Annotated in this window: 25 protein-coding genes and 1 riboswitch; of the genes, 4 read left to right on the top strand and 21 right to left on the bottom strand. The window is 71.2% G+C overall.

Annotated features, from left to right (window positions below; all coding sequences use genetic code 11):
- Positions 1–6: 6 nt before the first annotated feature.
- A complete protein-coding gene (gene gcvP / locus ACLJQZ_RS34440) occupies positions 7–2838 on the bottom strand; it encodes an aminomethyl-transferring glycine dehydrogenase (protein WP_410624309.1) in 2832 nt (943 codons plus the stop codon).
- Between the two features lie 44 nt (positions 2839–2882).
- A riboswitch (glycine riboswitch) is annotated at positions 2883–2981 on the bottom strand.
- Positions 2982–3126: 145 nt separating this feature from the next.
- Positions 3127–4467, bottom strand: a complete 1341-nt coding sequence (locus ACLJQZ_RS34435) for a helix-turn-helix domain-containing protein (RefSeq protein ID WP_410624116.1) — start codon at positions 4465–4467, stop codon at positions 3127–3129.
- Positions 4468–4539: 72 nt separating this feature from the next.
- Between ACLJQZ_RS34435 and ACLJQZ_RS34430 the strand changes: the two genes are divergently transcribed.
- A complete protein-coding gene (locus ACLJQZ_RS34430) occupies positions 4540–4737 on the top strand; it encodes a hypothetical protein (RefSeq protein ID WP_410624115.1) in 198 nt (65 codons plus the stop codon).
- Here the strand turns inward: ACLJQZ_RS34430 and ACLJQZ_RS34425 are convergent.
- The 4 genes from ACLJQZ_RS34425 to ACLJQZ_RS34410 are packed head-to-tail and all read right to left on the bottom strand — an operon-like array spanning position 4734 to position 8920.
- Positions 4734–5501, bottom strand: coding sequence for a 3-oxoacyl-ACP reductase (locus tag ACLJQZ_RS34425; RefSeq protein WP_410624113.1), 768 nt, complete (start codon positions 5499–5501; stop codon positions 4734–4736). The genes ACLJQZ_RS34430 and ACLJQZ_RS34425 overlap by 4 nt on opposite strands.
- Positions 5501–6865 (bottom strand): aldehyde dehydrogenase family protein, encoded by a 1365-nt coding sequence (locus ACLJQZ_RS34420; RefSeq protein ID WP_410624111.1) that lies wholly within the window; start codon positions 6863–6865, stop codon positions 5501–5503. Before ACLJQZ_RS34420 ends, ACLJQZ_RS34425 begins: the two co-directional genes overlap by 1 nt.
- Positions 6862–7575 (bottom strand): gamma-glutamyl-gamma-aminobutyrate hydrolase family protein, encoded by a 714-nt coding sequence (locus ACLJQZ_RS34415; protein ID WP_410624109.1) that lies wholly within the window; start codon positions 7573–7575, stop codon positions 6862–6864. Before ACLJQZ_RS34415 ends, ACLJQZ_RS34420 begins: the two co-directional genes overlap by 4 nt.
- Positions 7556–8920: a glutamine synthetase family protein gene (locus ACLJQZ_RS34410; RefSeq protein ID WP_410624107.1), complete on the bottom strand. Its 1365-nt coding sequence runs from the start codon at positions 8918–8920 to the stop codon at positions 7556–7558. Before ACLJQZ_RS34410 ends, ACLJQZ_RS34415 begins: the two co-directional genes overlap by 20 nt.
- 225 nt (positions 8921–9145) lie before the next feature.
- Between ACLJQZ_RS34410 and ACLJQZ_RS34405 the strand changes: the two genes are divergently transcribed.
- Complete coding sequence (locus ACLJQZ_RS34405) at positions 9146–9670, top strand: general stress protein (protein ID WP_326947039.1); 525 nt, start codon at positions 9146–9148, stop codon at positions 9668–9670.
- Positions 9671–10185: 515 nt separating this feature from the next.
- Here ACLJQZ_RS34405 and ACLJQZ_RS34400 read toward each other — a convergent pair.
- The 4 genes from ACLJQZ_RS34400 to ACLJQZ_RS34385 form a co-directional block, all read right to left on the bottom strand.
- Positions 10186–11091 (bottom strand): alpha/beta fold hydrolase, encoded by a 906-nt coding sequence (locus tag ACLJQZ_RS34400; protein ID WP_410624308.1) that lies wholly within the window; start codon positions 11089–11091, stop codon positions 10186–10188.
- 184 nt (positions 11092–11275) lie between these two features.
- A complete protein-coding gene (locus ACLJQZ_RS34395) occupies positions 11276–12532 on the bottom strand; it encodes a DUF1700 domain-containing protein (protein WP_410624105.1) in 1257 nt (418 codons plus the stop codon).
- Entirely contained in the window at positions 12529–12852 is a 324-nt protein-coding gene (locus ACLJQZ_RS34390) for a PadR family transcriptional regulator (RefSeq protein ID WP_323331770.1), read from the bottom strand. Before ACLJQZ_RS34390 ends, ACLJQZ_RS34395 begins: the two co-directional genes overlap by 4 nt.
- A 76-nt stretch (positions 12853–12928) precedes the next feature.
- Positions 12929–13363, bottom strand: a complete 435-nt coding sequence (locus ACLJQZ_RS34385) for an Lrp/AsnC family transcriptional regulator (RefSeq protein ID WP_410624103.1) — start codon at positions 13361–13363, stop codon at positions 12929–12931.
- A 78-nt stretch (positions 13364–13441) separates the two neighbouring features.
- On the opposite strand from ACLJQZ_RS34385, the gene ACLJQZ_RS34380 reads away from it, so the two are divergent.
- Positions 13442–14344 (top strand): SMP-30/gluconolactonase/LRE family protein, encoded by a 903-nt coding sequence (locus ACLJQZ_RS34380; RefSeq protein ID WP_410624101.1) that lies wholly within the window; start codon positions 13442–13444, stop codon positions 14342–14344.
- Between the two features lie 850 nt (positions 14345–15194).
- Here the strand turns inward: ACLJQZ_RS34380 and ACLJQZ_RS34375 are convergent.
- The 11 genes from ACLJQZ_RS34375 to rsmD form a co-directional block, all read right to left on the bottom strand.
- Positions 15195–16370, bottom strand: a complete 1176-nt coding sequence (locus ACLJQZ_RS34375) for an MAB_1171c family putative transporter (RefSeq protein WP_410624100.1) — start codon at positions 16368–16370, stop codon at positions 15195–15197.
- Positions 16367–16888, bottom strand: coding sequence for a hypothetical protein (locus ACLJQZ_RS34370; protein ID WP_410624307.1), 522 nt, complete (start codon positions 16886–16888; stop codon positions 16367–16369). The genes ACLJQZ_RS34375 and ACLJQZ_RS34370 overlap by 4 nt, the downstream gene beginning before the upstream one ends.
- 391 nt (positions 16889–17279) lie before the next feature.
- Positions 17280–17711 carry a helix-turn-helix domain-containing protein gene (locus ACLJQZ_RS34365; protein WP_410624098.1) on the bottom strand — a complete coding sequence of 144 codons (432 nt, stop codon included), beginning with the start codon at positions 17709–17711 and terminating at the stop codon, positions 17280–17282.
- 58 nt (positions 17712–17769) lie between these two features.
- Positions 17770–18639, bottom strand: a complete 870-nt coding sequence (mutM, locus tag ACLJQZ_RS34360) for a bifunctional DNA-formamidopyrimidine glycosylase/DNA-(apurinic or apyrimidinic site) lyase (RefSeq protein ID WP_410624096.1) — start codon at positions 18637–18639, stop codon at positions 17770–17772.
- 146 nt (positions 18640–18785) lie between these two features.
- Positions 18786–19538 carry a ribonuclease III gene (rnc, locus tag ACLJQZ_RS34355; RefSeq protein WP_410624094.1) on the bottom strand — a complete coding sequence of 251 codons (753 nt, stop codon included), beginning with the start codon at positions 19536–19538 and terminating at the stop codon, positions 18786–18788.
- 13 nt (positions 19539–19551) lie between these two features.
- The gene (rpmF, locus tag ACLJQZ_RS34350; protein WP_247062158.1) at positions 19552–19734 is read right to left on the bottom strand and encodes a 50S ribosomal protein L32; all 183 of its coding nucleotides are present in this window, start codon (positions 19732–19734) and stop codon (positions 19552–19554) included.
- Between the two features lie 70 nt (positions 19735–19804).
- A complete protein-coding gene (locus tag ACLJQZ_RS34345; RefSeq protein ID WP_410624092.1) occupies positions 19805–20413 on the bottom strand; it encodes a YceD family protein in 609 nt (202 codons plus the stop codon).
- A gap of 77 nt (positions 20414–20490) precedes the next feature.
- Positions 20491–21219, bottom strand: coding sequence for a DivIVA domain-containing protein (locus ACLJQZ_RS34340; protein WP_410624090.1), 729 nt, complete (start codon positions 21217–21219; stop codon positions 20491–20493).
- A 200-nt stretch (positions 21220–21419) separates the two neighbouring features.
- On the bottom strand, positions 21420–22121 hold the full coding sequence (locus ACLJQZ_RS34335) for a ribonuclease domain-containing protein (protein ID WP_410624089.1): 702 nt from the start codon (positions 22119–22121) through the stop codon (positions 21420–21422).
- Between the two features lie 133 nt (positions 22122–22254).
- Complete coding sequence (coaD, locus tag ACLJQZ_RS34330; protein WP_247062151.1) at positions 22255–22740, bottom strand: pantetheine-phosphate adenylyltransferase; 486 nt, start codon at positions 22738–22740, stop codon at positions 22255–22257.
- Positions 22741–22782: 42 nt separating this feature from the next.
- Positions 22783–23343, bottom strand: coding sequence for a 16S rRNA (guanine(966)-N(2))-methyltransferase RsmD (rsmD, locus tag ACLJQZ_RS34325; protein ID WP_326947031.1), 561 nt, complete (start codon positions 23341–23343; stop codon positions 22783–22785).
- 123 nt (positions 23344–23466) lie between these two features.
- Here rsmD and ACLJQZ_RS34320 point away from each other — a divergent pair, with 123 nt between their 5' ends.
- A complete protein-coding gene (locus tag ACLJQZ_RS34320; protein WP_410624086.1) occupies positions 23467–25584 on the top strand; it encodes a HelD family protein in 2118 nt (705 codons plus the stop codon).
- Positions 25585–25687 lie beyond the last annotated feature (103 nt).

Below are 25687 nucleotides of genomic sequence, written 5' to 3'. Positions count from 1 at the left end.
GGGAGCTCAGCCTTCGTAAGCGTTGAGGGGCGGGCAGGAGCAGACCAGGTTGCGGTCACCGCGGGCGCCGTCGATGCGGCGGACCGGCGGCCAGTACTTGTTCTTGCGCGACACGCCCGCCGGGAACACGGCCAGCTCGCGGTCGTAGGCCTTGTCCCACTCGCCGACCAGCGTCTCGGCGGTGTGCGGGGCACCACGCAGGGGCGAGGACTCCGCGGTCCAGGTGCCCTTGGCGACCTCGTCGATCTCGCCGCGGATGGCGATCATCGCGGCGATGAACCGGTCGATCTCGCCCAGGTCCTCGGACTCGGTCGGCTCGACCATCAGCGTGCCGGCGACCGGGAACGACATGGTCGGCGCGTGGAAGCCGTAGTCGATGAGCCGCTTCGCGACGTCGTCGACCGTCACACCGGTCTCCTTGGTGATCTGGCGCAGGTCGAGGATGCACTCGTGCGCGACCAGGCCGTCCTGGCCCGTGTAGAGCACCGGGTAGTGCGGCGCCAGCCGCGAAGCGACGTAGTTCGCGGCCAGCACGGCGACCTTCGTCGCGGCGGTCAGGCCGGGCGCGCCCATCATCCGGACGTAGGCCCAGGAGATCGGCAGGATCGACGCCGAGCCGTACGGCGCGCCGCTGATCGGGCCGACGCCGGTCGCCGGGCCGGCCTGGTCCAGCAGCGGGTGGTTCGGCAGGAACGGCGCGAGGTGCGCGCGCACCGCGACCGGGCCGACGCCGGGGCCGCCACCGCCGTGCGGGATGCAGAAGGTCTTGTGCAGGTTCAGGTGGGAGACGTCGCCGCCGAACTCGCCCGGCTTGGCCAGGCCCAGCAGGGCGTTGAGGTTCGCGCCGTCGACGTACACCTGGCCGCCGCCGTCGTGCACGATCTTGGCCAGCTCGTCGATCGAGTGCTCGTACACGCCGTGCGTGGACGGGTAGGTGACCATGATCGCGGCGAGCGTGTCCCGGTGTGCGTCCACTTTGGACCGCAGGTCGGCCAGGTCGACGTTGCCCTCGTCGGTGCACTTGACGACGACCACGCGCATCCCGGCGAGCACCGCGGACGCGGCGTTGGTGCCGTGCGCCGACGACGGGATCAGGCAGACGTCGCGGGCGTCGTCGCCGTTGGAGCGGTGGTAGGCGCGGATCGCGAGGAGCCCGGCCAGCTCGCCCTGGCTGCCCGCGTTCGGCTGCAGCGACACCTGGTCGTAGCCGGTGACCTCGGCCAGCCACTCGGCCAGCTGCGCGACGAGGACGTGGTAGCCCTCGGCGTCCTCGGCCGGCGCGAACGGGTGGATGCCGGCGAACTCGCGCCAGCTGATCGGCTCCATCTCGGTGGTGGCGTTGAGCTTCATCGTGCAGGAGCCGAGCGGGATCATGCCGCGGTCGAGCGCGTAGTCCTGGTCGGACAGCCGGCGCAGGTAGCGCAGCATCGCCGTCTCGGAGCGGTGGCTGCCGAAGACCTCGTGACCCATGAAGCCGCTCTCGCGGGCCAGGCCGTTCGGCAGCGCGACGCCGTCCCGCGCGTCCTCTTCGACGCCGAAGGCCTTGAGGACCCTCGCGGTGATCGCGGGGGTGCTGACCTCGTCGAAGGCGACGCGGACGTGGTCGGCGTCGACGTGGCCGAGGTTGACGCCGGCCGCGCGGGCGGCGGCGTGGACGTCGGCGGCCTGACCCGGGACGTGCGCGACGACGGTGTCGAAGAAGGACTCGTGCACGACCTCGACGCCGGTCTTGCGCAGCGCGTCGGCGAAGCCCGCGGCCAGGCCGTGGACGCGCTGGGCGATCCGCTTGAGGCCGTCCGGGCCGTGGTAGACCGCGTACATCGCGGCGAGCACGGCCGGCAGGACCTGCGCGGTGCAGATGTTGGACGTCGCCTTCTCGCGGCGGATGTGCTGCTCACGGGTCTGCAGCGCGAGGCGGTAGGCCGGGTTGCCGTCGGCGTCGACCGAGACGCCGACCAGGCGCCCGGGCAGCGAGCGCTCGAGGCCGGCGCGGACCGCCATGAACCCGGCGTGCGGGCCGCCGTAGCCGAGCGGGACGCCGAAGCGCTGCGTCGACCCGGCGGCGACGTCGGCGCCGAACTCGCCGGGCGAGGTGATGAGCGTCAGCGAGAGGAGGTCGGCGGCGACGGTGAACAGCGCGCCCGCGGCCTTCGCCGACTCGGAGATCGCGTGGTAGAAACCGCGGCCGCGCAGCACACCGGACGCGCCGGGGTACTGGACGACGACCCCGAAGAAGTCCTCGGGCAGCCCGGTCAGCAGGTCGCGGACCTCGACCTCGATGCCCAGCGCCTCGACGCGGGTCCGCACGACGGCGATGGTCTGCGGCAGGCACTCGGCGTCGAGGACGACCTTGTTGGACTTCGACTTGGACGCGCGGCGCATCAGCGTGACGGCCTCGGCGACGGCGGTCGACTCGTCCAGCAGGGACGCGTTCGCGGTGGCCAGGCCGGTCAGGTCGGCGACCATCGTCTGGAAGTTGAGCAGCGCTTCGAGGCGGCCCTGGGAGATTTCCGGCTGGTACGGCGTGTAGGCCGTGTACCAGGCGGGGTTCTCGAGGACGTTGCGCCGGATCACGCCGGGGGTGACGGTGTCGGAGTAGCCGAGCCCGATCATCTGCGTCATCGGCCGGTTACGCGCGGCGAGCGCGCGCAGCTCCGCGGTGGCGTCCTCTTCGGACGCGGCGGGCGGCAGAACCAGGTCGCGAGTGACGCGGATCGCACTCGGCACGGCCGCTTCGAGCAGCGCGTCGAGGGATCCGTAGCCGCACTCGGCGAGCATCTTGGCGCGTTCGGCCTCGGAGGGGCCGATGTGGCGGGCGTCGAACTGCGTAGAGGTGATCGGGAGCTCCTCGGGCCGGGCACCGGGCACAACGGTGCGCTGGGAACTCCCCCTCTGTCATGGCACCTGAGAGTTTCACCGTGTCAGACACGGCTTTCACCTTGGGTGAGGCGCGGGTGCGCCTGCTTTCCAGAGTGGCCTCGCACGAAGCGGTAGCAGGTACCTGAGAGATTCCGGGGAGTTTGCTCCTTCGGTGCCCCACTGACTTCGTGAGGGCTCTCCCGCCTCGGCTCGACGGCCCGATCTGCAGTTATGGCGGCTACCGTACCTGCCGGGTTCGACCCCCGTCTACTTCACCCGGCCAACACCACACCGGTTCTCGAGCCCGCCTCGACCGGCGGCCCGCTTCGTGACCGCGCTGGCCAGCGCCGGCGGGCGGCGGACCCGGCCCGACGGCAGCACCAGCCGCTTCAACGGGCCGCCCAGCGGGACCGGCGGCAGGCCCGCGCCCAGCAGGACGTGCTCCACCACCTGCTCCGCGAGCCACGCCACCGAGTCGTTCAGCCGGTCCAGGGACGGCCGGTCGCCGTCGAAGACGTCCGTGTCGTCGAGGACCACCTCGAAGTACTCGCCCGGCAGCCGGGCGACCACCGCGTCGACGGCCGTCTCGATCGCCCGGGCACCTTCCGCCGGGTCGGCGAACCCCGCCTCGAGCAGCGGCTCGCGGTAGATCCGGGCGGCGCGGGCGCGCATCCGCGGGCCGTAGCGGACCACGACCGGGAGCCGTCCGGTCAGGTCCGGCACCTCGAGGCCGTGCAGCAGCATGATCGGCGGCACCGCGTGCACCAGCCGCGGCGCCGGCTCGGCCAGCTCGCGCGCGGTGATCCGCAGCCGGTCGGCCATCGCGTCCGGGAGGCCGAAGTAGCGGAAGTCGACGTTGCCGAACCCGAGGCCGTCCGCGACCAGCGACGCGAGCAGCTCGCCGTAGCCCCAGATCGGCGACAGCACCACGACCGGTGGCGCCGTCACGAACGGCGGCGACGGCGAAGGCGGCCGGGACGCCTCCTGCTCGGGCACCTGGATCACCAGCCGTGGCGGGTCGTCCCAGTCGTGCGGCTCGGCGACCCGCCAGTACAGCCCGAGCGGCTGCCAGAGCCCGCCGAGGATCTCGTGCTCGATGATCCGCCGCGCCTCGGCGGCGGAGTGCGGGAAGTCCCGGGGCGGCACGATCCCGACGTAGTGGTGGTAGGTGACGCGGATCTCGTCGCCGCGGGTCGCCGAGCGGATCCGCATCTCCCAGTCGATCGGCGACGCGGCGATCGCGTTCGCCACCTGCGTGCCAGGCGAGGAGTAGACGAGCGCGGTGGCCTGCCGCAGGAAGTCCCCGGCCCGCTCGATGCCTTCCCGCAGCGACTTCGCGGCCTGCGCGACGTGCACCGGCGTGGCCAGCGACTCGGGCAGGACGCCCGCGACGCGCAGCAGCTCGGCCTCGCCGAGCCCGGTGACCTCGGCGAGCTGCGCCCAGTGGTCGAAGACGGTCACCTTCGGCGCGTGCCGGTGCTCGACCCAGCTGCGCAGGGTGGACGTCGGGACGCCGATCCGCCGCGCGGCCTCGTCGAAGGAGAGCCCCCGGGCCCGGATCCCGGCCCGGACCGCTTCCGCCCACTCGTCGGCGCGCCAGTGCGTCACCTCACAAAGCTAACGAAACCCGCTAGCTTTGCGCGGGGACAAACCGCCTGCACCACGTCGACGCTGGTGAGCATGACCACCACGATCGTCACACTGACCCTGATCGTCGGCGTGCTCACCTTCGCCGCCGGCGCCTTCCTCGCCGCCGAGGTCGCCACCCGGATCCTGCGGCGGCGCGAACGGGAGATCTCCGAGGAGCGCAAGAAGCTCAACGCCGCGTGGAAGTACCTGCGGGAAGTCTACGGCGTCAAGAAACCGACGCGCCGTTAGATCGGGGTGACGTACGCGCCGGAGATGCCGCCGTCCACCAGGAACTGGGACGCTGTGATGAAGCTGGCGTCGTCGCTGGCCAGGAACGCGACGGCCGCCGCGATCTCGTCGGGCTCGGCGAACCGGCCGACCGGGACGTGGACCAGGCGCCGCGCCGCGCGTTCCGGGTCTTTCGCGAACAGCTCCTTGAGCAGCGGCGTGTTCACCGGCCCCGGGCACAGCGCGTTGACGCGGATGTTCTCCCGCGCGAACTGCACGCCGAGCTCGCGGCTCATCGCGAGCACGCCGCCCTTCGACGCGGTGTAGGAGATCTGCGACGTCGCCGCGCCCATCACCGCCACGAACGACGCGGTGTTGACGATCGAGCCCTTGCCCTGGCGCTGCATGTAGGGCAGGACTTCCTTGCAGCACAGGTAGACCGACGTCAGGTTGACGCGCTGGACCCGCTCCCAGGCCTCGATCCCGGTGGTCAGGATCGAGTCGTCCTCGGGCGGCGAGATGCCGGCGTTGTTGAACGCGACGTCGATCGAGCCGAACTGCTCGGCCGTGGTCCGGTAGAGGGCGGCCACCTGCTCGGCGTCGGTGACGTCGGCCTGCACGAACACGCCGTCGACCTCGTCGGCGGCGGCTTTGCCGGATTCCGGCGTCAGGTCGGCGATGACGACCTTCGCGCCTTCGCTCGCCAGACGGCGGGCCGAGGCGAGGCCGATGCCGCTCGCCCCGCCCGTGATCACCGCGACGCGGCCTTCGAAACGCTGGACCATTACTCCTCCGTGCTGATGAAAACGTTCTTGGTCTCGGTGAACGCCGTCGGGGCGTCGGGGCCCAGCTCGCGGCCGAGGCCGGATTGCTTGAAGCCGCCGAAGGGCGTCCAGTAGCGCACCGACGAGTGCGAGTTGACCGACAGGTTGCCGGCCTCGACGGCGCGCGCCACGCGGAACGCGCGGCCGGTGTCGCGGGTCCAGATCGACCCGGACAGGCCGTACTCGGTGGTGTTGGCCTGCCGCACCGCGTCCGCTTCGTCGGTGAACGGCACGACGGCCACGACCGGGCCGAAGACCTCGTCGGCCGCGGCCGGGTACCGCAGGTCCGGCGGGGTCAGGACGGTCGGCGGGAACCAGAAGCCGGGCCCTGCGGGCGCGGTACCGCGGAACGCGACGGGCGCGTCGTCCGGCACGTACGAGGCGACCTTCTCCCGGTGCGCCGCGGAGATCAGCGGCCCCATCTCGGTCTTCTCCTCGGCGGGATCGCCGACGACGACGCCGCGGACGGCGGGTTCCAGCAGCTCCATGAACCGGTCGTAGACGCTCGCCTGCACCAGGATCAGGGACCGGGCGCAGCAGTCCTGGCCGGCGTTGTCGAAGACGCCGTAGGGCGCGGTCGCCGCGGCTTTCTCCAGGTCGGCGTCGGCGAAGACGACGTTCGCGTTCTTGCCGCCCAGCTCCAGCGTCACGCGCTTCACCCGCGCCGCGCAGCCGGCCATGATCTGCTTGCCGACTTCGGTGGAGCCGGTGAAGACGACCTTGCGTACCGCAGGGTGGTCGACGAACCGTTGTCCGACAACGGATCCCTTGCCGGGCAGCACCTGGAAGACGTCTTCCGGGATGCCGGCCTCGCGCGCCAGCTCGCCGAGCCGGATCGCGGTGAGCGGGGTCAGTTCGGCGGGCTTGAGCACGACGGTGTTGCCGGCGGCGAGCGCGGGCGCGAACCCCCAGCCGGCGATCGGCATCGGGAAGTTCCACGGCACGATCACGCCGACCACGCCGAGCGGCTCGTGGAAGGTGACGTTGACCCCGCCCGGCACCGGGATCTGCTGCCCGATCAGGCGTTCCGGCGCGGCGGAGTAGTAGTTGAGCACGTCGCGGACGTTGCCCGCCTCCCAGCGCGCGTTGCCGATGGTGTGCCCGGAGTTCTCGACCTCCAGCCGCGCGAGGTGCTCGATGTCGGCCTCGACGGCGTCGGCGAAGCGGCGCAGCAGCCGCGCGCGGTCGCCGGGGGCGACGTCGCGCCAGGCCGGGAACGCCGCCTGGGCACCGGCGATCGCCGCGTCGGTCTCGTCGGCGCTGGTCAGCGCGACCGACCGCACCACCTGTTCGGTGGCGGGGTTGATCACCTCGAAGCTGGTCATGCCCTCTCCTTGCTTGCCTCGACCAGGGCCTGGAACAGCCGGACGTCGTCGGTGTGCTGCTCGGGGTGCCATTGGACGCCGAGCAAGAAGTCCTCACCCGGCGCCTCGGCGGCTTCGATGGTGCCGTCGGCGGACCAGCCGACCGGGTCGAGGCCGTCGCCGAGCCGGTCGATCGCCTGGTGGTGGTAGCACAGGGTCTTGGTCTCCGGCCCCAGGATCTTCGCGGCGCGGCTGCCGTCGGCCAGCGTGACGACGCCCTGGCCGAACGTCGCCGGCGCGGGCTGGTGCTCGGTGGATTCCCGCGCCTCGGGCAGGTGCTGGACCAGGGTGCCGCCGAGGGCGACGCTGATCACCTGCAGGCCACGGCACACGCCGAGCACCGGCTTCCCCGCCTTTCGGGCGGCTTCGAACAGGCCGAACTCGAACGCGTCGCGCTGCGGGCGGACGTAGGTCGTGGGGTGCCGCTCCTGGCCGTAGCGCTGCGGCTCGACGTCGGCGCCGCCGGTCAGCACCAGGCCGTCCACTGTGGACATCAGCCGATCGTACGCGTCACTCATCGGGGGCAGCAGCACCGGGATGCCGCCCGCGGCGACGACGCACTCGACGTAGACGCGGTGCAGCAGCGCGACTTCCGTCTCCCACACGAGGAACTTCGCGGGCTCGAGGTAGGTGGTCAGCCCGATGACGGGTTTAGAGGCGCTCGAAGCCACGAACCCGCTCCCAGTCGGTGACGGCGGCGTTGTACGCGTCCACCTCGATCTTCGCCGCGTTCAGGTAGTGCTCGACGACGTCCTCGCCGAAGGCCGCGCGGGCCAGCTCGCTGCCCGCGAGCGCGGCGGCGGCTTCGGGCAGGGTGGTCGGCACCGTGTCGCGGCCGGAGTTGTAGGCGTTGCCGGTGAAGGGTTCTTCCAGCTCCAGCTCGTTCTCGATGCCGTGCAGACCGGCCGCGACCAGCGCGGCGACGGCGAGGTACGGGTTGACGTCCCCGCCCGGCACGCGGTTCTCGACGCGCAGCGACTCGCCGTGTCCGACGACGCGCAGCGCGCAGGTGCGGTTGTCGGTGCCCCAGGCGATGGCCGTCGGCGCGAAGCTGCCGGGCACGAACCGCTTGTAGGAGTTGATGTTCGGCGCCAGGAAGTAGGTCAGCTCGTGCAGCGCGGCCAGCTGGCCGGCCAGGAAGTGCTCCATCAGCTTCGAGAAGCCGTGCTCGCGGTCCCCGGCCAGCACCGCGCCGCCTTCGGTGGCGCGCAGGCTGATGTGGATGTGGCAGGAGTTGCCTTCGCGCTCGTTGTACTTCGCCATGAAGGTGAGGCTCTTGCCCTCCTGCGCGGCGATCTCCTTGGCGCCGTTCTTGTAGACGCTGTGGTTGTCGCAGGTGGCGAGCGCGTCGGTGAAACGGAAGGCGATCTCCTGCTGGCCGGGGTTGCACTCGCCCTTGGCGGACTCGGGGTAGAGCCCGGCGCCGGCCATGTCGTTGCGGATGCGGCGCAGCAGCGGCTCGAGGCGCGCGGTGCCGAGCATCGAGTAGTCGACGTTGTACTGGTTGGCCGGCTTGAGACCGTGGTAGCGCTTGTCCCAGGCGGCCTCGTAGGTGTCGTCGAAGACGATGAACTCGAGTTCGGTCCCGACGAAGGCGCCGAGCCCGCGCTCGGCGAGCCGCTCGAGCTGGCGGCGCAGGATCTGGCGCGGCGAGACCGACACCGGCCCGCCCTGCACGCGCTCGACGTCGGCCAGCACCAGCGCGGTGCCCTCCTGCCACGGCACCAGCCGCAGGGTTTCGAAGTCGGGCCGCAGCACGAAGTCGCCGTAGCCGCTGTCCCACGACGAGAGCGCGTAGCCGTCGACGGTGTTCATGTCGACGTCCACGGCGAGCAGGTAGTTGCAGGCCTCGGTGGCGTGCCCGACGACCTCGTCGAGGAAGTATTCGGCCGCGCAGCGCTTGCCCTGGAGCCTGCCCTGCATGTCCGTGATCGCGACGAGCACGGTGTCGATCGTGCCCGCCTCGACGAGCTCCCGGAGTTCGTCGAGGGTGAGCATGCCTCGCCTGCGTGCCATCAGCTACCCCAAAGGTTTGATGCGAATCCTTTGCCGGTCCTTCTTACCCTGGTGGCGCGCGACGGGTCAACCCTCGAAAAGGTATTTTCTTGACCCATTGCAGTGACGTTCGCGCGCCGTGGTGGAATGTCCGGGATGCCCGGCTGAGAAGAGTCTGTGAATCCCGTCCGACCGGGAGGAATCCGGGGTACTCCCACGTTGTACGGGGCAAGAGAGGTGAGATCGATGACCACAGCATTCACGCAGAGCACGATCGGGCAACAGCAACAGGCCCGGCCTCAGCTGCCGACCCTGCCCACGGGCTGGCCGATCGGTTCGTACGAGTCCTACGAGCAGGCACAGCGCGCGGTCGACCACCTCGCGGGCACGGACTTCCCGGTCACCGACGTCACGATCGTGGGTGTCGAACCGCTGCTCGTCGAGCGGATCGCGGGCAAGATGTCGTGGAGCAAGGTCCTGGGCAGCGCGGCGATGTCCGGCGCGATGTTCGGCCTGTTCCTCGGCCTGGTGCTGAGCCTGCTCAACCCGGGCGCCGGCCTGGTCCCGATCGCGATCGGCCTGATCGCCGGCCTGGGGTTCAACCTGCTGTTCGGCGCTCTGGGCTACGCGACGAACCGCAACAAGCGCGGGTTCATCTCCCAGAGCCAGCTGGTCGCCCGCAGGTACGACGTCCTGTCCCAGCCTCGCAACGCGGAGAAGGGACGTGCGCTGCTGGCCGACCTGGCCGCGCGAAGCGCGTTCGGCCACTGACGGGTTTCCTTCGAAGGCCACTTCCCCGCTCGGGAGGTGGCCTTCGGCGTCCCCTCGGCAGGTGACCTTCGGCGCGTCCCCGGGGTCGCTCCCGCCCGGAACTGTCGGTGTCCGCCGGTAACGTGGGAATTCAGGGGGTGCTCGATCAGCTCACCCGTCCCCCACCTGCGCGCCGGCGCCGACCGGTGCCGCGTTCGACCGTTCGCACCCCGTTGAACGGCTGCCGAGCACGGCGGCGGGCTCGCGCCGACGGTGGATTCCGGCCCCCAGCGGCGGGGCGGTCATCGGCTCCGCGGGTCGTGCGCGCTCGCCCAGCGACTTCCGGCCCCAAACGGCGGCACGCCCATCAGCTCCGCGGTCCGCAGGTTATCCGCGCTCGCCCAGCGACTCCAGCCCCAGGCCGCGAGCACGCGCCAACGGCGACTTCCGGACGCAAACGGCACCGAACCGCCGGGACCCGACCGCGGCCACCCGGGACTGTCGGTGCCCGCCGGTAGCGTGGAAACGGGGGCTGCTCAGGTGCCCGACGAGACCGTCGGGGTGCCGGGGACGTCCTCCGGGTCCGGCAGGTCCGCCGGGCGGCCCGAGCGCAGCAGGTCACCCCAGCGGGAACGGTCGTGGTGCGCCGCCGGGGTCGTCGTCAGGAACTCGCGCAGGATCTCCAGGAACCGCTTCGGGTCGGAGCGGTGCGGGAAGTGCCCGGCGCCCTCGAACAGCACCAGCTTGCTGCCCGGCATCGCCTGGTGGGCGCGCAGCGCGTGGCCGCTCGGCACGACGACGTCGTCCGTGCCCCACACCAGCAGCGTCGGGATGCCCTCGGTCAGGTAGCACCGGTCGAGCATGTTGACGACCTGGCCGCGCCAGTCGACGACCGAGCGGAGTGTCCGCAGGAACGCCGTGCGGCTGCTCGGCTGGAGCAGGCGGACGTAGCGCGTCAGCACGTAGTCGAGGTCCGGGCCGAGCCCGAGACCCTCGGAAATCCGCAGCAGCTCGGCGAACCCGCGCATCGCGGCCAGCGCCGGCTTGGTCCCCAGCAACGGCATCACCAGGCCCGCGCCGGGCGCCGCCGCCAGGCGCAGCAGCGGGTGGACGCTCGCGCCGACCCCGCCCGAGCCCACCAGCACCAGCCGCTCGCAGCGCTCCGGGAACTGGTACGCGAACTGCATCGCGACGCCGCCGCCGAGCGAGTGCCCGACCACCGTCACGCGGTCGATGTCCAAAGTCGTCAGCAGGTCCCGCATGCCGCACGCGTAGGCGGCGACCGAGTAGTCCGCGCGCGGCTTGGCCGACGCGCCGTGGCCGAGCAGGTCCGGCGCGATCACCGTGTAGTCGCCGGACAGCGAGGCCAGCAGGTCCAGCCAGGTCGACGAGTCGTCGCCGATGCCGTGCAGGAACAGCAGGGCCGGCCCGCGCCCGGCCATCCGGTAGGCACGCTCGTACCCGTGGACCACCCGTATCCGTGGGGCGAAGGTGTCCGCCCCGATCCCCGTGAGTGCCGGCACCCACCCAGATCACCACACCCGCGTTCGCGGCACGTTTCGGGCAGGTTCGGATCGGGTGAACGCCAGGAGCGGCCCCGACCTCCGCTCCTGGCGTCCGCTCCCCCTACCTCGTCGGCGTCGTCGTGGGTGGCGCCGTGGGCGCCGACGTCGACGAAGGAGCACTGGGTGAAGGTGGCGTCGTAGGCGACGCCGTGGATGGCGTCGTCACCTTCGGGATCGCCGCGCTGAACGGCACGTTCGGGTCTTCGCGGCAGGCGGAGCGGTAACCGTTGTAGCCGTCGAAGTTGCCTTGGTCGTCGGTGACGCCCAGCTGGATCCGCGGCCGCGGGAACCGGTTGTCCGACCCGATCTTCTCCTTGGTGCCGGACGAGCGCTCGCAGCCGTAGCGGGTCACCGTGATCGGCCGGCCCTCCTCGTCGTAGAGGTAGACCTCCGTCAGCGGTTTGCCCTCGGCGTCGAAGGCGTAGACGTTGCCGACCGACTGTCCGCCGTAGGTCAGCTGGTCGTTGCCGTACTGGTCGGACGACGACTGGTAGTACGGCGACGCGCTCTGGTAGGCGTTGCGGTTCGAAATGAGGTCGACCGCGGCACCGAACCCGCCCAGCGCCCCGCCGATGACGAACGCCGAAACCGGCACGGCCACCCACAGGAGCCGCCGGTCGGTGCGCAACCGCGGCCCGGCCCACACCGCCGCGACGCCCGCGACGAGCAGGAACGGCAGCAGCAGCACGGCTTGCCGGTGCCGGAGCATGAGCAGCACCCCGAACGTGAGCAGCGCGAGGGCGCACAGCACCCACCACGCGGGCCTCAGCGAACCGAGGTAGCGCAGCGCCTTACCGCCTTCCTCCTGCTCGCGGAGCCGGCCCAGCGACGTGCGCAGCCGTGCCATTTCCGGCAGCGCCAGCACCGGCTCGACGCCTCCGCGCAGCAGGAGCGCCAGGCTGATCAGGAACACCGGCGCGGGCAGCACGATGGCGATCAGCGCGTCGGGCTCGACGTTGATGGCGGCGGCGAAGGCGATCAGCGTGAGCGCCGCCGCGCTGATCATCAAGCCCCACAACGCGATCCGCGGCTTCAGCAGGCTCGGCGACGCCGGCGCCGCGGCCGGCACCGTGGCCGCCCCCTCCGACGGCGGCGGGTACCCACCGGACGCCCGCAGCTCGGCGGCGTAACTCTCGGGCGTGCCGAGGCGTTCGATGAGGGCCTCGACGCGCGCGCCCTCCCCCAGGTCGGCCTCCAGCTCCGCCAGGTGCGGGCGGACGTCTTCGAGGATTTCTTCGATCTCGCTCGCGGGCAGGTCGGCGAGCGCGGTCCGGACCCGCGCCAGATACACCCGCACGGCGGTCGGCTTGTCGCTCATGCTGCCTCTCCCAAAAGCACGTTCATCGTCGAAGCGAAGCTGTGCCAGGTCTTGCCCGACTCCGCCAGGCGGAGTCGGCCCGGCTCGTTCAGGCTGTAGTACTTGCGGTGCGGCCCCTCTTCACTGGGCACCACGTACGAGGTGAGCAGGCCGGCCTTGTAGAGCCTGCGCAACGTCCCGTACACCGACGCGTCCCCCACCTCTTCGAGGCCCGACGCCCTGAGTCTTCGCAGGACGTCGTACCCGTAACCGTCTTCCTCGCGGAGCACCGCGAGGACGGCGAGGTCAAGCACACCCTTGAGCAGCTGACTGATCTCCACTGCACCCTCCAGTCGTACGCTTAGGAAGGTACCACGCATTGCGCAGTAGTGTGCACGGCGGAGGGGCGTCGCGAGGTCAACCGGGGTCGACCGGCCGCTCGAAGAAGGACTCCAGCACGACGATCGTCTGCGTCCCGGTGACGCCGTCGATCGTGAACAGCCGCCGCAGCGCCGCCTGCAGTTCCTCGGTCGACGCCGTCCGCACCTTCACCAGCAGCGACGCCGGACCCGCGACGACGTGCGCCTCGATGACCTCAGGCAGCGCTTCGAGGGCGGCCTTCACCGAGCTGTCCCCCATCCAGGCGTTGGCTTCGACGAGGACGAACGCCGCGACCCCGCGGCCGACCGTGGCCGGTTCGACCTCCACGGTGGTCCGCCGGATCACGCCTTGTTCGCGCAGCTTGCGCACGCGCTCGTGGGCCGCGCCGGCCGAGAGCCCGACCGCGCGGCCGAGCGCGGTGTACACCTGAGCCGCGTCCCGCTGGAGTTCCGCCAGCAATTTCCGATCCACGTCATCCACCTCTTGACCATACCAGGTTCGGTGTACCATGATCGAGGCAGGATGAGATTCGGACACGGGAGGTGAGAGATGGATCTGGTCAAGGCGGACTTCCAGGTGCTCGACGAGCGGTTCGCCCGCGTCAACGGCGACGAGTGGATGCAGCGCCTGCACACCGGCTGCCGCTGGACCGAGGGACCGGCGTACTTCCCGGCCGGGCGCTACCTGGTGTTCAGCGACATCCCGAACGACCGCACACTGCGCTGGGACGAGACGACCGGCCAGGTCGGCGTCTTCCGGCAGCCTTCGGGCTACGCGAACGGGCACACGGTCGACCGGCAAGGCAGGCTGATCAGCTGCGAGCAAGGTCCCCGGCGGGTGACACGCACCGAGCACGACGGGTCGGTCACCGTGCTCGCGTCACACTTTCAGGGGAAGAAGCTGAACAGCCCCAACGACGTCGTCGAGCACTCCGACGGCTCGATCTGGTTCACCGACCCGAGTTACGGCATCGACAGCGACTACGAGGGCTACCGCGCGGAGAGCGAGATCGGCGCGTGCCACGTGTACCGCGTCGACCCGGCGGACGGCGAGGTGCGCATCGTCGCCGACGACTTCTCCCGGCCGAACGGGCTCGCCTTCTCGGCCGACGAGTCGCTGCTGCACATCGCCGACACGCGCCAGGAACCCAGCCACATCAGGGTGTTCGACGTCCGCGCCGACGGCACGTTGACGGGCGGCGGGATCTTCGGAACCTGCGACAGCGGCGGCTTCGACGGCGTACGGGTCGACAGCGAGGGCAACGTCTGGGCGGCGGCGCACGACGGCCTGCACTGCTTCGCCCCGGACGGCACCCGCATCGGCAAGCTCCGGATGCCGGAGGTCTGCTCGAACTTCACGTTCGGCGGCGAGAGGAGGAACGAACTGTTCATCACCGCGTCGAGCTCGCTGTACACGCTGCGGGTGACGGTGAACGGCGCCCGCTACCCCTGAGCCACGGCGGGCCGGGCGCGGCGCCGAACCCGGTTCCCGGGACCGGTTCGGCTTGGGCCGGCAGGCGGCAAGCCCGCTGGGCGCGGCTGTCCCGGCTCGGCGGCGGGCGGCGTGGCTGGGGCCGGGCAGGCGAACGCTCCGGTTCGGAGTCGGGTCGGCAGCACCCCATGACCAGGACCGAAGCCGACACCCGCGGCCGAGTGCACGGCCTGGACCTCGTTCGGCGGCACCCGTCGCTGGGGCCGAGTCGACACCGCGCGTGGCGGGTCAGTTGAGCGCGGCTGACCGAACCTGGTTCAGCGGAGACTGGCGTGGCTGGAGCCGACAGGAGGCGGGTCGGCTGAGCGGCGCGGTCCGGACCGGATTCGGTCGGAACCGGCGACCGGAGCCGCCTGGCGACAGGCAGCGGAACAGCTCAGCACCGCGACCCGAACCTTGTTCGATGTGAACCGGCGACCGGAGCCAGCGAGCGACACGTGGCGGGGTCGGCCGGGCACCGCAGCCCGAACCGGGTTCGGTCGGAACCAGCGACGGGAGCCAGCGGGCGACAGGCGATAGGTCAGCCGAGCACCTCGGTCCGAACCTGGTCCGGACAGAACCCGCGACCGGAGCCAGCGAGCGACACGAGGCGGAGTCAACTGAGCACCGCGACCCGAACTTGGTCCGGTCGGAACCCACGACCGGAGCCAGCGGACGACAAGCGGCAGGACAGCTGAGTGCCGCTGTCCGAACGTGGTTCGGCTGGAACCGGCAAGTCGAGCCAGCTGGCGACACGTGGCGGGTCAGCTGAGCACCGCGACCCGAAGCGGGTTCGGTCGGAACCCGCGACTGGAACCAGCGAGCGGCGGGGTCAGCTGAGTGCTCTCCGGACCTCGTTCAGCAGGGCGTTGCGGCGCCAAGCTCGGCTTACCCGGACCAGCCAGGCCGCCTCGGCTTGGACGTCCGCGTCCGCGTCGGCGATGTGCTTCGGCTCCTCGTCGGCCGGGGCGAACTTGCGGCCGGTGCGCTCCGCCTCGATCGCCGCCGCCAGGGTGACCGCTTCCACCGTTGCCGCGACGTCGGCTTCGGGGACTCCCGCGCGGCGGGCTTCCTCCTCCGCGCGGGCCGGGAGCTGCGGGTCGAAGTGGGCGCGCAGGGCCAGGTGACCGTCGCGGATTTCGATCACCCTGCGGTACAGCGCGAACTCGGGGCCGCTCGTCAGCTCGTGGCCGGGGTTGAGCGCGATGCCCGGGACGGCCGCGTGCAAGGCCGTCCACAGGGGCTCGATGCGGCGGTACGCCCGGTACGCGCGCACCCGGCCGAGCACCGACGACACCGCCGGCGACCACGCGCTCAGCGTCGCCCCGGCGGTGAGGAAGCTGACCGTCGTCGCCGCGAGGACCGAGGACAGCACGTCCTCGCGGGCGCCGATCCGTGCGGTCCGGAGCAGCTGGCGGACGTCGTCGACGTCCCAGAACGTCCAGGCGAACGCGGCGCCCACCCCGACCACCAGCAGCCAGAGCCCGGCACGCAGCGGGCCCGGCTCCGCGTGCCACGCGCTGCGGACGAACACCGTGATCAGCAGGCCGAGGCTGATCAGGCCGTAGGCCAGGAACACGCCCTGGTTGGCGAGCGCGAACGGCAGACCGGCTTTGGAAACGACCATGTCGTCGCCGTCGCGTTCCGGCCCGGACAGCGCGTAACACACCGCGAGCAGCACCATCGCCGCGCCGGTGAACAGCGCGTGCGGGGCGAGCCGGGCGCCTTCGCCGCGCCACACCGACTGGCTGAAGGCGACCGCGAAGCCGATCGCGGCGAACTTCAGCTCGTCACCCGCCAGTGGCGCGACCCAGTCGAACACCGGGCCCTGGCCGACGAGGGCCTCCATCGCCGGGGTCAGCACGACGATCCCGGCGGCGATGCAGATGCCGAACCCGGCGAGGAACCACATGGTGCGCACCGGCTGGCTGCGGCGCGCCTCGACGAGCTTGTACCCGAACCCGGCGAATCCCACCAGGCACAGGTGATAGGCCAGGGTCTCGATCACGGCGTACGGCGGGGGCCGAACAGCGAATCGAAGCGTCGCACGCCGTCCGGGACGTCGGCCGCCGGTTCGCGCGGCTCTTCGGGCCGCACGACGCGCTGGGCGAGCAACGTCGCGACCAGTTCCGCCTCGCGCTCCTCGACCTCGGTGTAGGTGGTGCGGCCCAGGACCCGCCGGACCAGCTCGGGCGAGAGGTTCGGCATCAGCTGCCGGCCCGCGGCGGCGTCGATGGCCGCGCCGTCGGCGCCGGCGCCGGAACCCGTGTGCCCGCACAGCAGGTGCCCGACCTCGTGCAGCAGGATGTGCCGCCGGTGCAGGGCGGTCGTGGTGGTTGGGTAGAGGATGTAGTCGGCGCGTTCGGTGCTCATCAGCAGCCCGCACGGCGCGCCTTCGGGGGCGCTGACCGGCATCAGCTCGATCGGGCGTCCGCGCACGGCGGCCAAGCCGGCGACGAAGGCCTCGGCATCGAACGGCTCGGGAAGGTTGACGGCGTCGGCGACCTCACGGGCCCGCCGCCACAACGCGCGGCCCGGTCTCCGCGCGGAGCGCCGAGATGGTCGTTCCGCCACGTCAGCTCTCCTCGCATCACGCCGCCACGGCCGGATTCGTCCCGTCGGGCGATGGCGAGCCCGCTCCAGAATCCGGTTTTCGTCCGCACCGCCATGCCGACCCCGCGAACCTACCGCGACAACGGGTGCCTCGGGGCCACCACGTCAGTTCTCACCTCACCGCGAGACCCGAAGTGTGCCCGGGCGGGGGTGATGCCGCGTCGACTTTCTTCCATCTCGACGCGCGAGTGGCCTCGCTGCACGGGTGGCGACGCGTCACGACCGCCTCACGGCACCCGAAGTGCGCCCGGCGGCTCGTTCCCAAGGCGACGCCGAAGTGTGGTCTCGCGGCCTCGCGGGCGGGTCAGCTGTCTTTCTTCGGGCCGCGGCTTGCTTCCCGGCGGGCGATCGCGTCGATCATGTCGCTGATCGTGTCCAGGCCGTCGGCGGACAGTGTCACCGCTCGCAGGGCCAGGTCACGGACACCGGCGTCGCGCAGGGCGCCCAGCAAAGCCAGCTCGTCGGCGATCTTGCGGCTCTGCTCGTCGTCGAAGAAGTATGCCGGGGGGACGCCGAAGAACTGGGCCAGTGCTTCCAGGTGGCGCTTGGTCGGGTTGGTGCGCCGGCCGGTGCGCAGCTGCCACAGGTAGGTCGTCGAGAAGCTCTCGCCCGTGGCCTCGCGGCAAGCCGTCGCGACCTCCTCGTTGCTGTACGGCTCCCGATCGGGCCTGCGGACCACGTGGAACAGCTGGTCGACCTTGTCGGCCAGCGTCGACTTGCCGGGCTCCTTGACCACGTTGCACTCCCTCAGCTACCAGGCGTATTCATCCTAGCTGAAAGGCGAACACCTTTTATCAACGCGAGTTCGCCCTCGGCCGGGGCTGGCACCGCGGGCACGAGAACGACGACCGGTTCATGAACGGCTCCCGCCGGATCGGCGAGCCGCAGCGGTGGCACGGCAGGCCCTCCTGGCCGTACGCGTCGAGCGAACGGTCGAAGTAACCCGACTGCCCGTTGACGTTGACGTACAGCGCGTCGAACGAGGTGCCGCCCTGGCCCAGCGCCGCGTTCATCACGTCCGACGCCGCGGACAGCAGTTCTCGGCACTTCGCGACGGTGAGCTTCTCCGTCTGCCGCGCCCAGTGCAGCTTCGCGCGCCACAGCGCTTCGTCGGCGTAGATGTTGCCGATGCCCGAAACCAGGGTCTGGTCGAGCAGGGCGCGCTTGATCTCGGTGCGGCGGGAGCGCAGGGCCTTGACGGCCGTGTCGAGGTCGAACGCCGGGTCCATCGGGTCGCGCGCGATGTGCGCGATCGTGCCGGGCAGCAGCACGCGCTCGCCGATGTCGGTCAGGTCGTCGAGCACCAGGCCGCCGAAGGTGCGCTGGTCGACGAAACGCAGCTCCGGCCCGTCGTCGTCGAAGCGCAGCCGGACGCGCAGGTGCTTCTCGTCCGGCGCGTCTTCGGGCTGGACGAGCATCTGCCCGCTCATCCCGAGGTGGGCGACGACGGCTTCCTTGTCGGACAGCTCCAGCCACAGGTACTTGCCCCGCCGCCGCGCGGCTTCGACGCGGACGCCTTTGAGCCGCCGGGTGAAGTCGTCCGCACCCGGCACGTGCCGGCGGATCGCCCGCGGGTGCAGGACCTCGGCCTCGCGCACGGTCCGGCCGGCGACGTGCGCTTGCAGGCCCACGCGGACGACTTCGACCTCGGGGAGTTCGGGCATGACGTCATTGTGCCCGGGGGGTACGACAGTTTTCGCGGGGGCGGTGCGGAGACAAAGAAAATCCGCCTGTCTCCCGGAGGATTCGTGGCGGACGCCACGAACGCCTCTGGGCTACAGGCGGATCGTTCCGGTCGGGGACGCGAACTTCAGGCGTCCTCGCCAGTGTCCTTCTTCTCGGCCTCGAGTTCGGCGGACAGCGAGCGCCAAGCCGTCTCGGCGGCCTTCTGCTCGGCTTCCTTCTTCGTCGAACCCGAACCCGTGCCGAGGGGACGGCCGCCGACGAGGACGGTGGCCGTGAACTCCTTGCGGTGGTCCGGGCCCGTGTCCTCGACGCGGTACTCGGGCACACCGAGACCGGCCGACGCCGTCAGCTCCTGCAGGCTGGTCTTCCAGTCGAGACCGGCACCGCGCAGCGGAGCTTCGGCGAGCAGCCCGTCGAAGAGGTGGTGCACGAGCTTGCGGGCGATCTCGATGCCGTGCGCGAGGTAGACGGCACCGATCACCGCCTCCAGGCCATCGGCGAGAATGCTCGCCTTGTCCCGGCCGCCGGTGAGCTCTTCGCCCTTGCCCAGCAACAGGTGCGCCCCGAGCCCGCCCTCGCCCAGCCCGCGCGCGACCCGGGCCAGCGCGTGCATGTTGACGACGCTGGCACGGAGCTTCGCGAGCTGACCTTCGGGCAGGTCGGGGTGTGTGTTGTACAGGTGATCGGTGACGACCAGGCCGAGCACGGCGTCACCGAGGAACTCCAGCCGCTCGTTCGGCGGCAGGCCCCCGTTTTCGTACGCGTACGAACGGTGGGTCAGCGACAGAACGAGTAACTCGGGGCCGAGTGTGACCCCGAGCGCTTCGAGCAACGCCGCCGAATCGGCTGGTGGTCCCCCGGGCGTCTTGCCCCCCATGTCGGCTACCCGATCAGGCGGGCTCGACGACCTGGCGGCCGTTGTGCTGGCCGCACGACGGGCACGCGATGTGCTGGAGCTTCGGCTGCTTGCAGGCGCGGTTGGAGCAGGGCACCAGCTGAACCGGAGCCGCCTTCCACTGGCTGCGGCGGGCGCGCGTGTTGGATCGCGACATCTTCCGCTTCGGGACGGCCACGAGTAGATCTCCTTAAGACGGTCTGCTCGCGGTGCGAGCGAACTTTCCTCACCGACGAGCTGGACGCTCGTCAGGCTTGCTCTTGCTCAGCGGGGTCCTGCGCAGGCTTTTCGCCCGCATTCTCGTCGAAGCGCTCGACCAGTGCGGCCCACCGAGGGTCTATCTTCTCATGCCCGTGTCCGGGCTCGAGATCGGCCCACTTGACGCCGCAGCCGATGCAGAGCCCGGCGCAGTCTTCGGTGCACAGCGGCGCCAAGGGCAGCGCCAGGACGACGGCGTCGCGGACGGTCGGCTCGAGGTCGATGCGGTCGTCGACCAGCCGCGGGATCTCGTCCTCGTCGGTGGTCTCCTCGGTGACCGATCCCGGGTAGGCGAACAGCTCCTGGACCTCGACCTCGACCTCCTCGGTCACCGGGTCGAGGCAGCGCGCGCAGTTGCCCTTCGCGGTCGCCGTCGCGGTGCCGCTGACGAGCACACCTTCGACGACGGACTCGAGCAGCAGGTCGAGCCGGAGCTCGGAGCCGGCGTCGATGGTGATGACATCGGGGACGCCCAGGGGCGTCTCCACCGGCACGCTGCGCTGGAGAGCGCGGCTGAGACCGGCGTGACGGCCGAGCTCACGGGTGTCGATCACCCATGGGCTGCGGCCATCGAGCTGGGGGGTCTTGTTCTCGGACATCCCGTCCAGAGTACGCACGGGGTGCCGGCCCGTTCGAGCTGGCACCCACGCACGTCACCAAGCGGCCGAGAGGCTCGTCACACCTGATAGTCGTAGAGCGTCGGGCGGCCGCCGCTGTTGGGCAGGTTCGCCGGGGAACGCAGGTGGTTGCGGCCCGAGTCGACGGTGCGCAGCGTCGTCGCCAGCAGCTCCGAGAACTCCGCCAGCTTGCCGTCGACGTACGCGTCGCAGTCGCCGCGCTGGCGGTCCGCTTCCGCGTGCGCCTCGTCGACGATGCGGGCCGATTCGGCGTGGGCCGCCTGGACGACCTCCGTCTGCGCGACCAGCCGGGACTGCTCGAGGCGGCCGTCTTCGATGGCGCGGTCGTAGGCGTCGCGGCCGGCCTGGATCATCCGCTCCGACTCGCCGCGAGAGCGGTCGGTGAGGTTCTGGTACTCGGCCTGGCCCGCCGCGACCATGCGGTCGGCCTGGTCGTGCGCGTCGGCGAGCATCTGCTCCGCGCGGGCCCGGGCGTCGGCCAGGATGCGCTCGGCCTCGTCGGTGGCCTCGGCGATCGCGCGCTCGGCTTCGGAGTTCGCCCCCGCGACCGTCTCGCCTGCCTCCTTGCGGGCGGCGTGGATCAGGTCGTCGCGCTTGTCCAGCACGTCCTGGGCGTCGTCGACCTCCGCCGGCAGTGCGTCGCGGACGTCGTCCAGGAGCTCGAGGACGTCGCCGCGGGGCACCACGCAGCTGGACGTCATCGGGACGCCGCGCGCCTCCTCGACGATGGTGACGAGCTCGTCGAGCGCCTCGAAAACCCGGTACACGGCAACTCCAATCCCCTGTCGCTGGGACCAGTCTGCCCTCATCCGGCGCCGAAGCGGTGAAGGCGCACGGCGCCGGGCGTGTCCGCGTTCCACGACCGGGTGAACGCCGGATCGGTGATCACCTGCACGAGCTGGTCGCGGGTCACGCCGGGTCTCCCTCGTCCGTGTCCCGGATGACCACGGACGAGGGGTCACGGCGTTCAGGAGTTCAGGTCGACGGCCTTGAAGGTGACGTAGTGGTCGGGCGTGTAGGCCAGCTCGCCGGCCTTGCCGGAGATCACGCGGTCGTTCGTGCCGACGGTGAACAGCTTGTAGTAGCCCGCCGCGCAGGCCGGGAGCACGCCTTCGCGGTTCTCGTAGGTCGTGCCGGTGGACGCGCCGCCGCGGACGTTGTCCACCACGGTCTTCGCGGCCGCCGAGAGCTGCGAGTAGCCGATCTTCGCCAGGCCGGAGAGGTTGCCGCACTGCGACGGCGTGCCGCCACCGCCGACGTCGACGACCTGGAAGGTGGCGTAGTGGTCACCGGTGTAGAAGTACTCGCCGCCGCCACCGGTCACGATGCGGCGCGTGCCGCGGTTGCTCGCGCCCGGGGTCGGCACCGTGTACTCGTGGTAATAGCTCGTCGCGCAGGACGGCAGGATGCCCTCCCGGTTGTCGAACACGACGCCGTCGTTCTGCGGGTAGGGGAACGGCCCGCCCTTCTTGATGAGGTTGTAGGTCGTCGTGGCCTCGGCGGGCAGCGACGAGAGCGCCTTGTGCGTGAACCCGGCGAGGTCGCCGCACTGGTTCTGCGCCGCGACGGCGGGTGCGCTGGTGACCGCCTCGGCGGCGGTGACCCCCATGGACAGCGTGGCCAGGAGCGCGAAGACAACCGCGACCAGGCGAGATCGGGAGTTGGTCATTTTCGGACCGTAACCCGATCGAGTGATCGTCAGAAGACGGGAATGTGAACTCCGCCGCTGCCGGCCCGAAGTCCCGACGTTCGTAGGGGGCCGATCGACGGGAACCGGATGCGCGGGGGTCTCTTGTGGAGCGTCAGCGGCCGAGCGCGGGGAACTTCGCCGACAGCCGCTCGTAGACGATCTCGGGCACCAGGTGCTCGATGTCGCCGCCGAGGGCCGCGACCTCCTTGACCAGCGAGCTCGACACGAACCCGTACGCCGGGTTGTTCGCCATCAGCAGCGTCTCGACGCCGGTGAGCTCGCGGTTCATCTGCGCCATCTGCAGCTCGTAGTCGAAGTCGCTGACCGAGCGCAGGCCCTTGGCGATCGCCGCGATGTCGTTGTCGCGGCAGTAGTCGACCAGCAGGCCCTCCCACGAGTCGATCCGCACGTTCGGCAGCTTCGAGGTGATCTCGCGCAGCATCTCCAGGCGCTCTCCGAGTTCGAAGAGGCCCTTCTTGCTCTTGTTCACCCCCACCGCGACGACGACCTCGTCGAACAGCCTGCTCGCCCGCTCGATGATGTCGAGGTGCCCGTTGGTGGCCGGATCGTAGGAACCGGGACAGACCGCACGCCGCATGGCGCGGACGCTACCGTGCCCGCGCGCTCCACGCGGGGTGGTTCACACCACAGCCGCGAATTCCGCCCAGTAGACCGCCGTGTCGCCGTACTTCTTCGCGCGCGAGGGCTCGAAACCGGCCGGCCAGTCCGGCTCGCCGTCGCGCGCGGCGCGTTCGACGACGACCAGTGCGCTCTCGCCGAGCCAGCCGCCCTCGGCCAGCGCCGCGAGGACCTTGCCGAGGGCCGCGGCGTCCACGGCGTAGGGCGGGTCGGCGAGCACCAGGTCGTAGGCCCGCGGCGCCGGCGCGGCGACCACCGCCTCGACCTGGCCCGCGCGGACCGTGCCGCCCAGGCCCACCGTCGCGACGTTGCCGCGCAGGACGTCGACGGCGCGCCGGTCGGACTCGACGAACAGCGCGCCGGCGGCGCCGCGGGACAGGGCCTCCAGGCCGAGCGCGCCGGAGCCCGCGTAGAGGTCGAGCACGTGCGCGCCGTCCAGCTCGCCGGCCGTTCCGAGGGCGTTGAACAGGGCCTCCCGCACGCGTTCCGACGTCGGCCGGGTGCCCTTCGGGGGCACCTTCAGCCGCCGTCCGCCCGCCGTTCCGGCCACGATCCTGGTCACCCCCTGATTGTGCGGGGATGACACGGAGCACGGATGGCCGGGACATTGGTGAACCCGCCGGACGCAACGCGTAGAGTCGTTCTTCGCCCTCGGAGGCGATCCAGAGCTGTCAAGGAGCCATGCGTGTCGGAACCTCGGGTCAGACGGGCCGAGATCGCCATCGAACAAGCCCACGTCGATCACGTCTACACCCGTCTGGACGAACTGCGGACCCAGGCCGAGGCGATGCGCACCAAGGGCTACGAGCTCGGCCAGGGCGCGCAGCGCGAGGCGATCTTCGAGCAGGCGTCGATGCTGTTCGAGCGCGACATGATGGTGTACCACGCCAACCAGACGCTCCAGTCGCTCGACGCCGAGTACGAGGGCCTGGTCTTCGGCCGGCTCGACCTGCGCGAGGACAACGAACGCGTCTACGTCGGCCGGCTCGGCATCCGCGACGCCGAGTTCGACAACCTCGTCACGGACTGGCGCGCCCCGGCCGCGGCGGCGTTCTACCAGGCCACCGCCGAAGAGCCGATGGACGTCGTGCGCCGGCGGGTGATCCGCTGCTCCGGGCAGAACGTGCTGGACGTCGACGACGACGTGCTGATGGCCGACGCCGTGCCCGAGGACATGCAGATCGTCGGTGAGGGCGCGCTGATGGCCGCGCTGGGGCGCTCGCGCGGCGAGAAGATGCGCGACATCGTCGCGACCATCCAGAAGGAGCAGGACGAGGTCATCCGGGCGCCGTGGCGCGGCGTCACGGAGATCACCGGCGGGCCGGGCACCGGCAAGACCGCCGTCGCCCTGCACCGCGCCGCCTACCTGCTCTACCGCCACCGCCGTCAGCTCGGCGGGGCCGGCGTCCTCGTGATCGGGCCGTCCGGGGTGTTCACCAGCTACATCTCGCGCGTCCTCCCCTCGATGGGTGAGACGAACGTCGAGCTGCGGGCGCTCGGCGAGGTCCTCGACGGCCTGGAGGCGACGCGGCAGGACGCGGCGCCGCTGGCCGCGATCAAGGGCTCGCTGCGGATGCGGAAGGTGCTGCTGCGCGCGCTGCGCGACACGCCGCCGGACGCGCCGGAGGAGATGCGGATCGTCTACCGCGGCGAGGTCCTCAAGCTGGACGCGCGCGAGCTGGAGAAGGTGCGCCGCAAGGCCCACACGCAGGGCGCGCCGCCGAACCGGTCGCGGATCCGGGCGGCGGAGATGCTGCTGGACGCGCTGGCGACGAAGGCCGAGGGGTACGCGAAGGCCGACGGCAAGCCGTTCGAGCGGGCCGACCTGGTCTCCGACCTCGGCGAGCGAATCGAGTTCCACCGCTTCCTGGTCGTGTGGTGGCCGGTGCTGTACCCGGCGCAGATCCTGAAGTGGCTGGGCGAGGAGAAGCGGCTGGCGGCGGCGTCGAAGGGCGTGCTGAACCGGCCGGAGATCTCGCTGCTGGCCGCGGACCTCGCGGACCGCTCGCGGGGCTGGTCGATCGCGGACGTCGCGCTGCTCGACGAGCTGCGGGTGCTGCTCGGGCCGCCGCCGAAGCGCAAGCGCCGTCAGGTGGTCGAGGGCGAGGTCGAACGCGGCGGAGGCGGCACCACCCGGCCCGAGCACTACGACGAGTACTCGCACGTGGTCGTCGACGAGTCGCAGGACCTGTCGCCGATGCAGTGGCGGATGGTCGGGCGGCGCGGGAAGTACGCGAGCTGGACGGTCGTCGGCGACCCGGTGCAGAGCTCCTGGCCGGACCCGGCGGAGGCGGCGCAGGCCCGCGACCAGGCGTTCGGGATCAAGACGACCCGGCGGCGGTTCACGCTGCGCACGAACTACCGGAACTCGGCCGAGATCTTCGACCTGGCGGCCAAGGTGGTGACCGGCCACGCGGAGGCGGGCGAGCTGCCGGTGGCGGTCCGCAAGACGGGCGTCGAGCCGGACGTCCGCCCGGTCGAGCCGGCCGGCCTCGCCTCGGCGACCCAGGCGGCGGTGAAGGAGCTGCTGGGCGCGGTCGAGGGCACGGTCGGCGTGATCACGGCGATGGACCGCGTCCCGGAGGTCGCGGGCTGGCTGTCGGACCAGGTGGACGAGCGGCTGAAGGTCGTGGGCAGCCTGGATTCGAAGGGCCTGGAGTACGACGCGGTGGTCCTGGTCGAGCCGATCGACCTGGTCACGGAGTCGACGACCGGACGCCGGGTGCTGTACGTGGCGCTGACCCGCGCGACGCAGCAGCTGACGGTGCTGGCCTCGAACCCCGACTGGATCCCGGCGGGCTGAGCCCGAGCGCCCCAATGTGGCGTTGGGTGCGCTGGACGCACCCAACGCCACATTGGGTGCGCTGGACGCACCCCACGCCACATTGGGGCGGTTAAGGGGTCGC

The organism is Amycolatopsis sp. cmx-8-4 (genome assembly GCF_046548675.1).
In the GTDB taxonomy this organism is placed as follows: Bacteria; Actinomycetota; Actinomycetes; order Mycobacteriales; family Pseudonocardiaceae; genus Amycolatopsis.
Note: the sequence above shows the minus strand (reverse complement) of the source record. Positions and strands in the feature narration are given on the sequence as shown.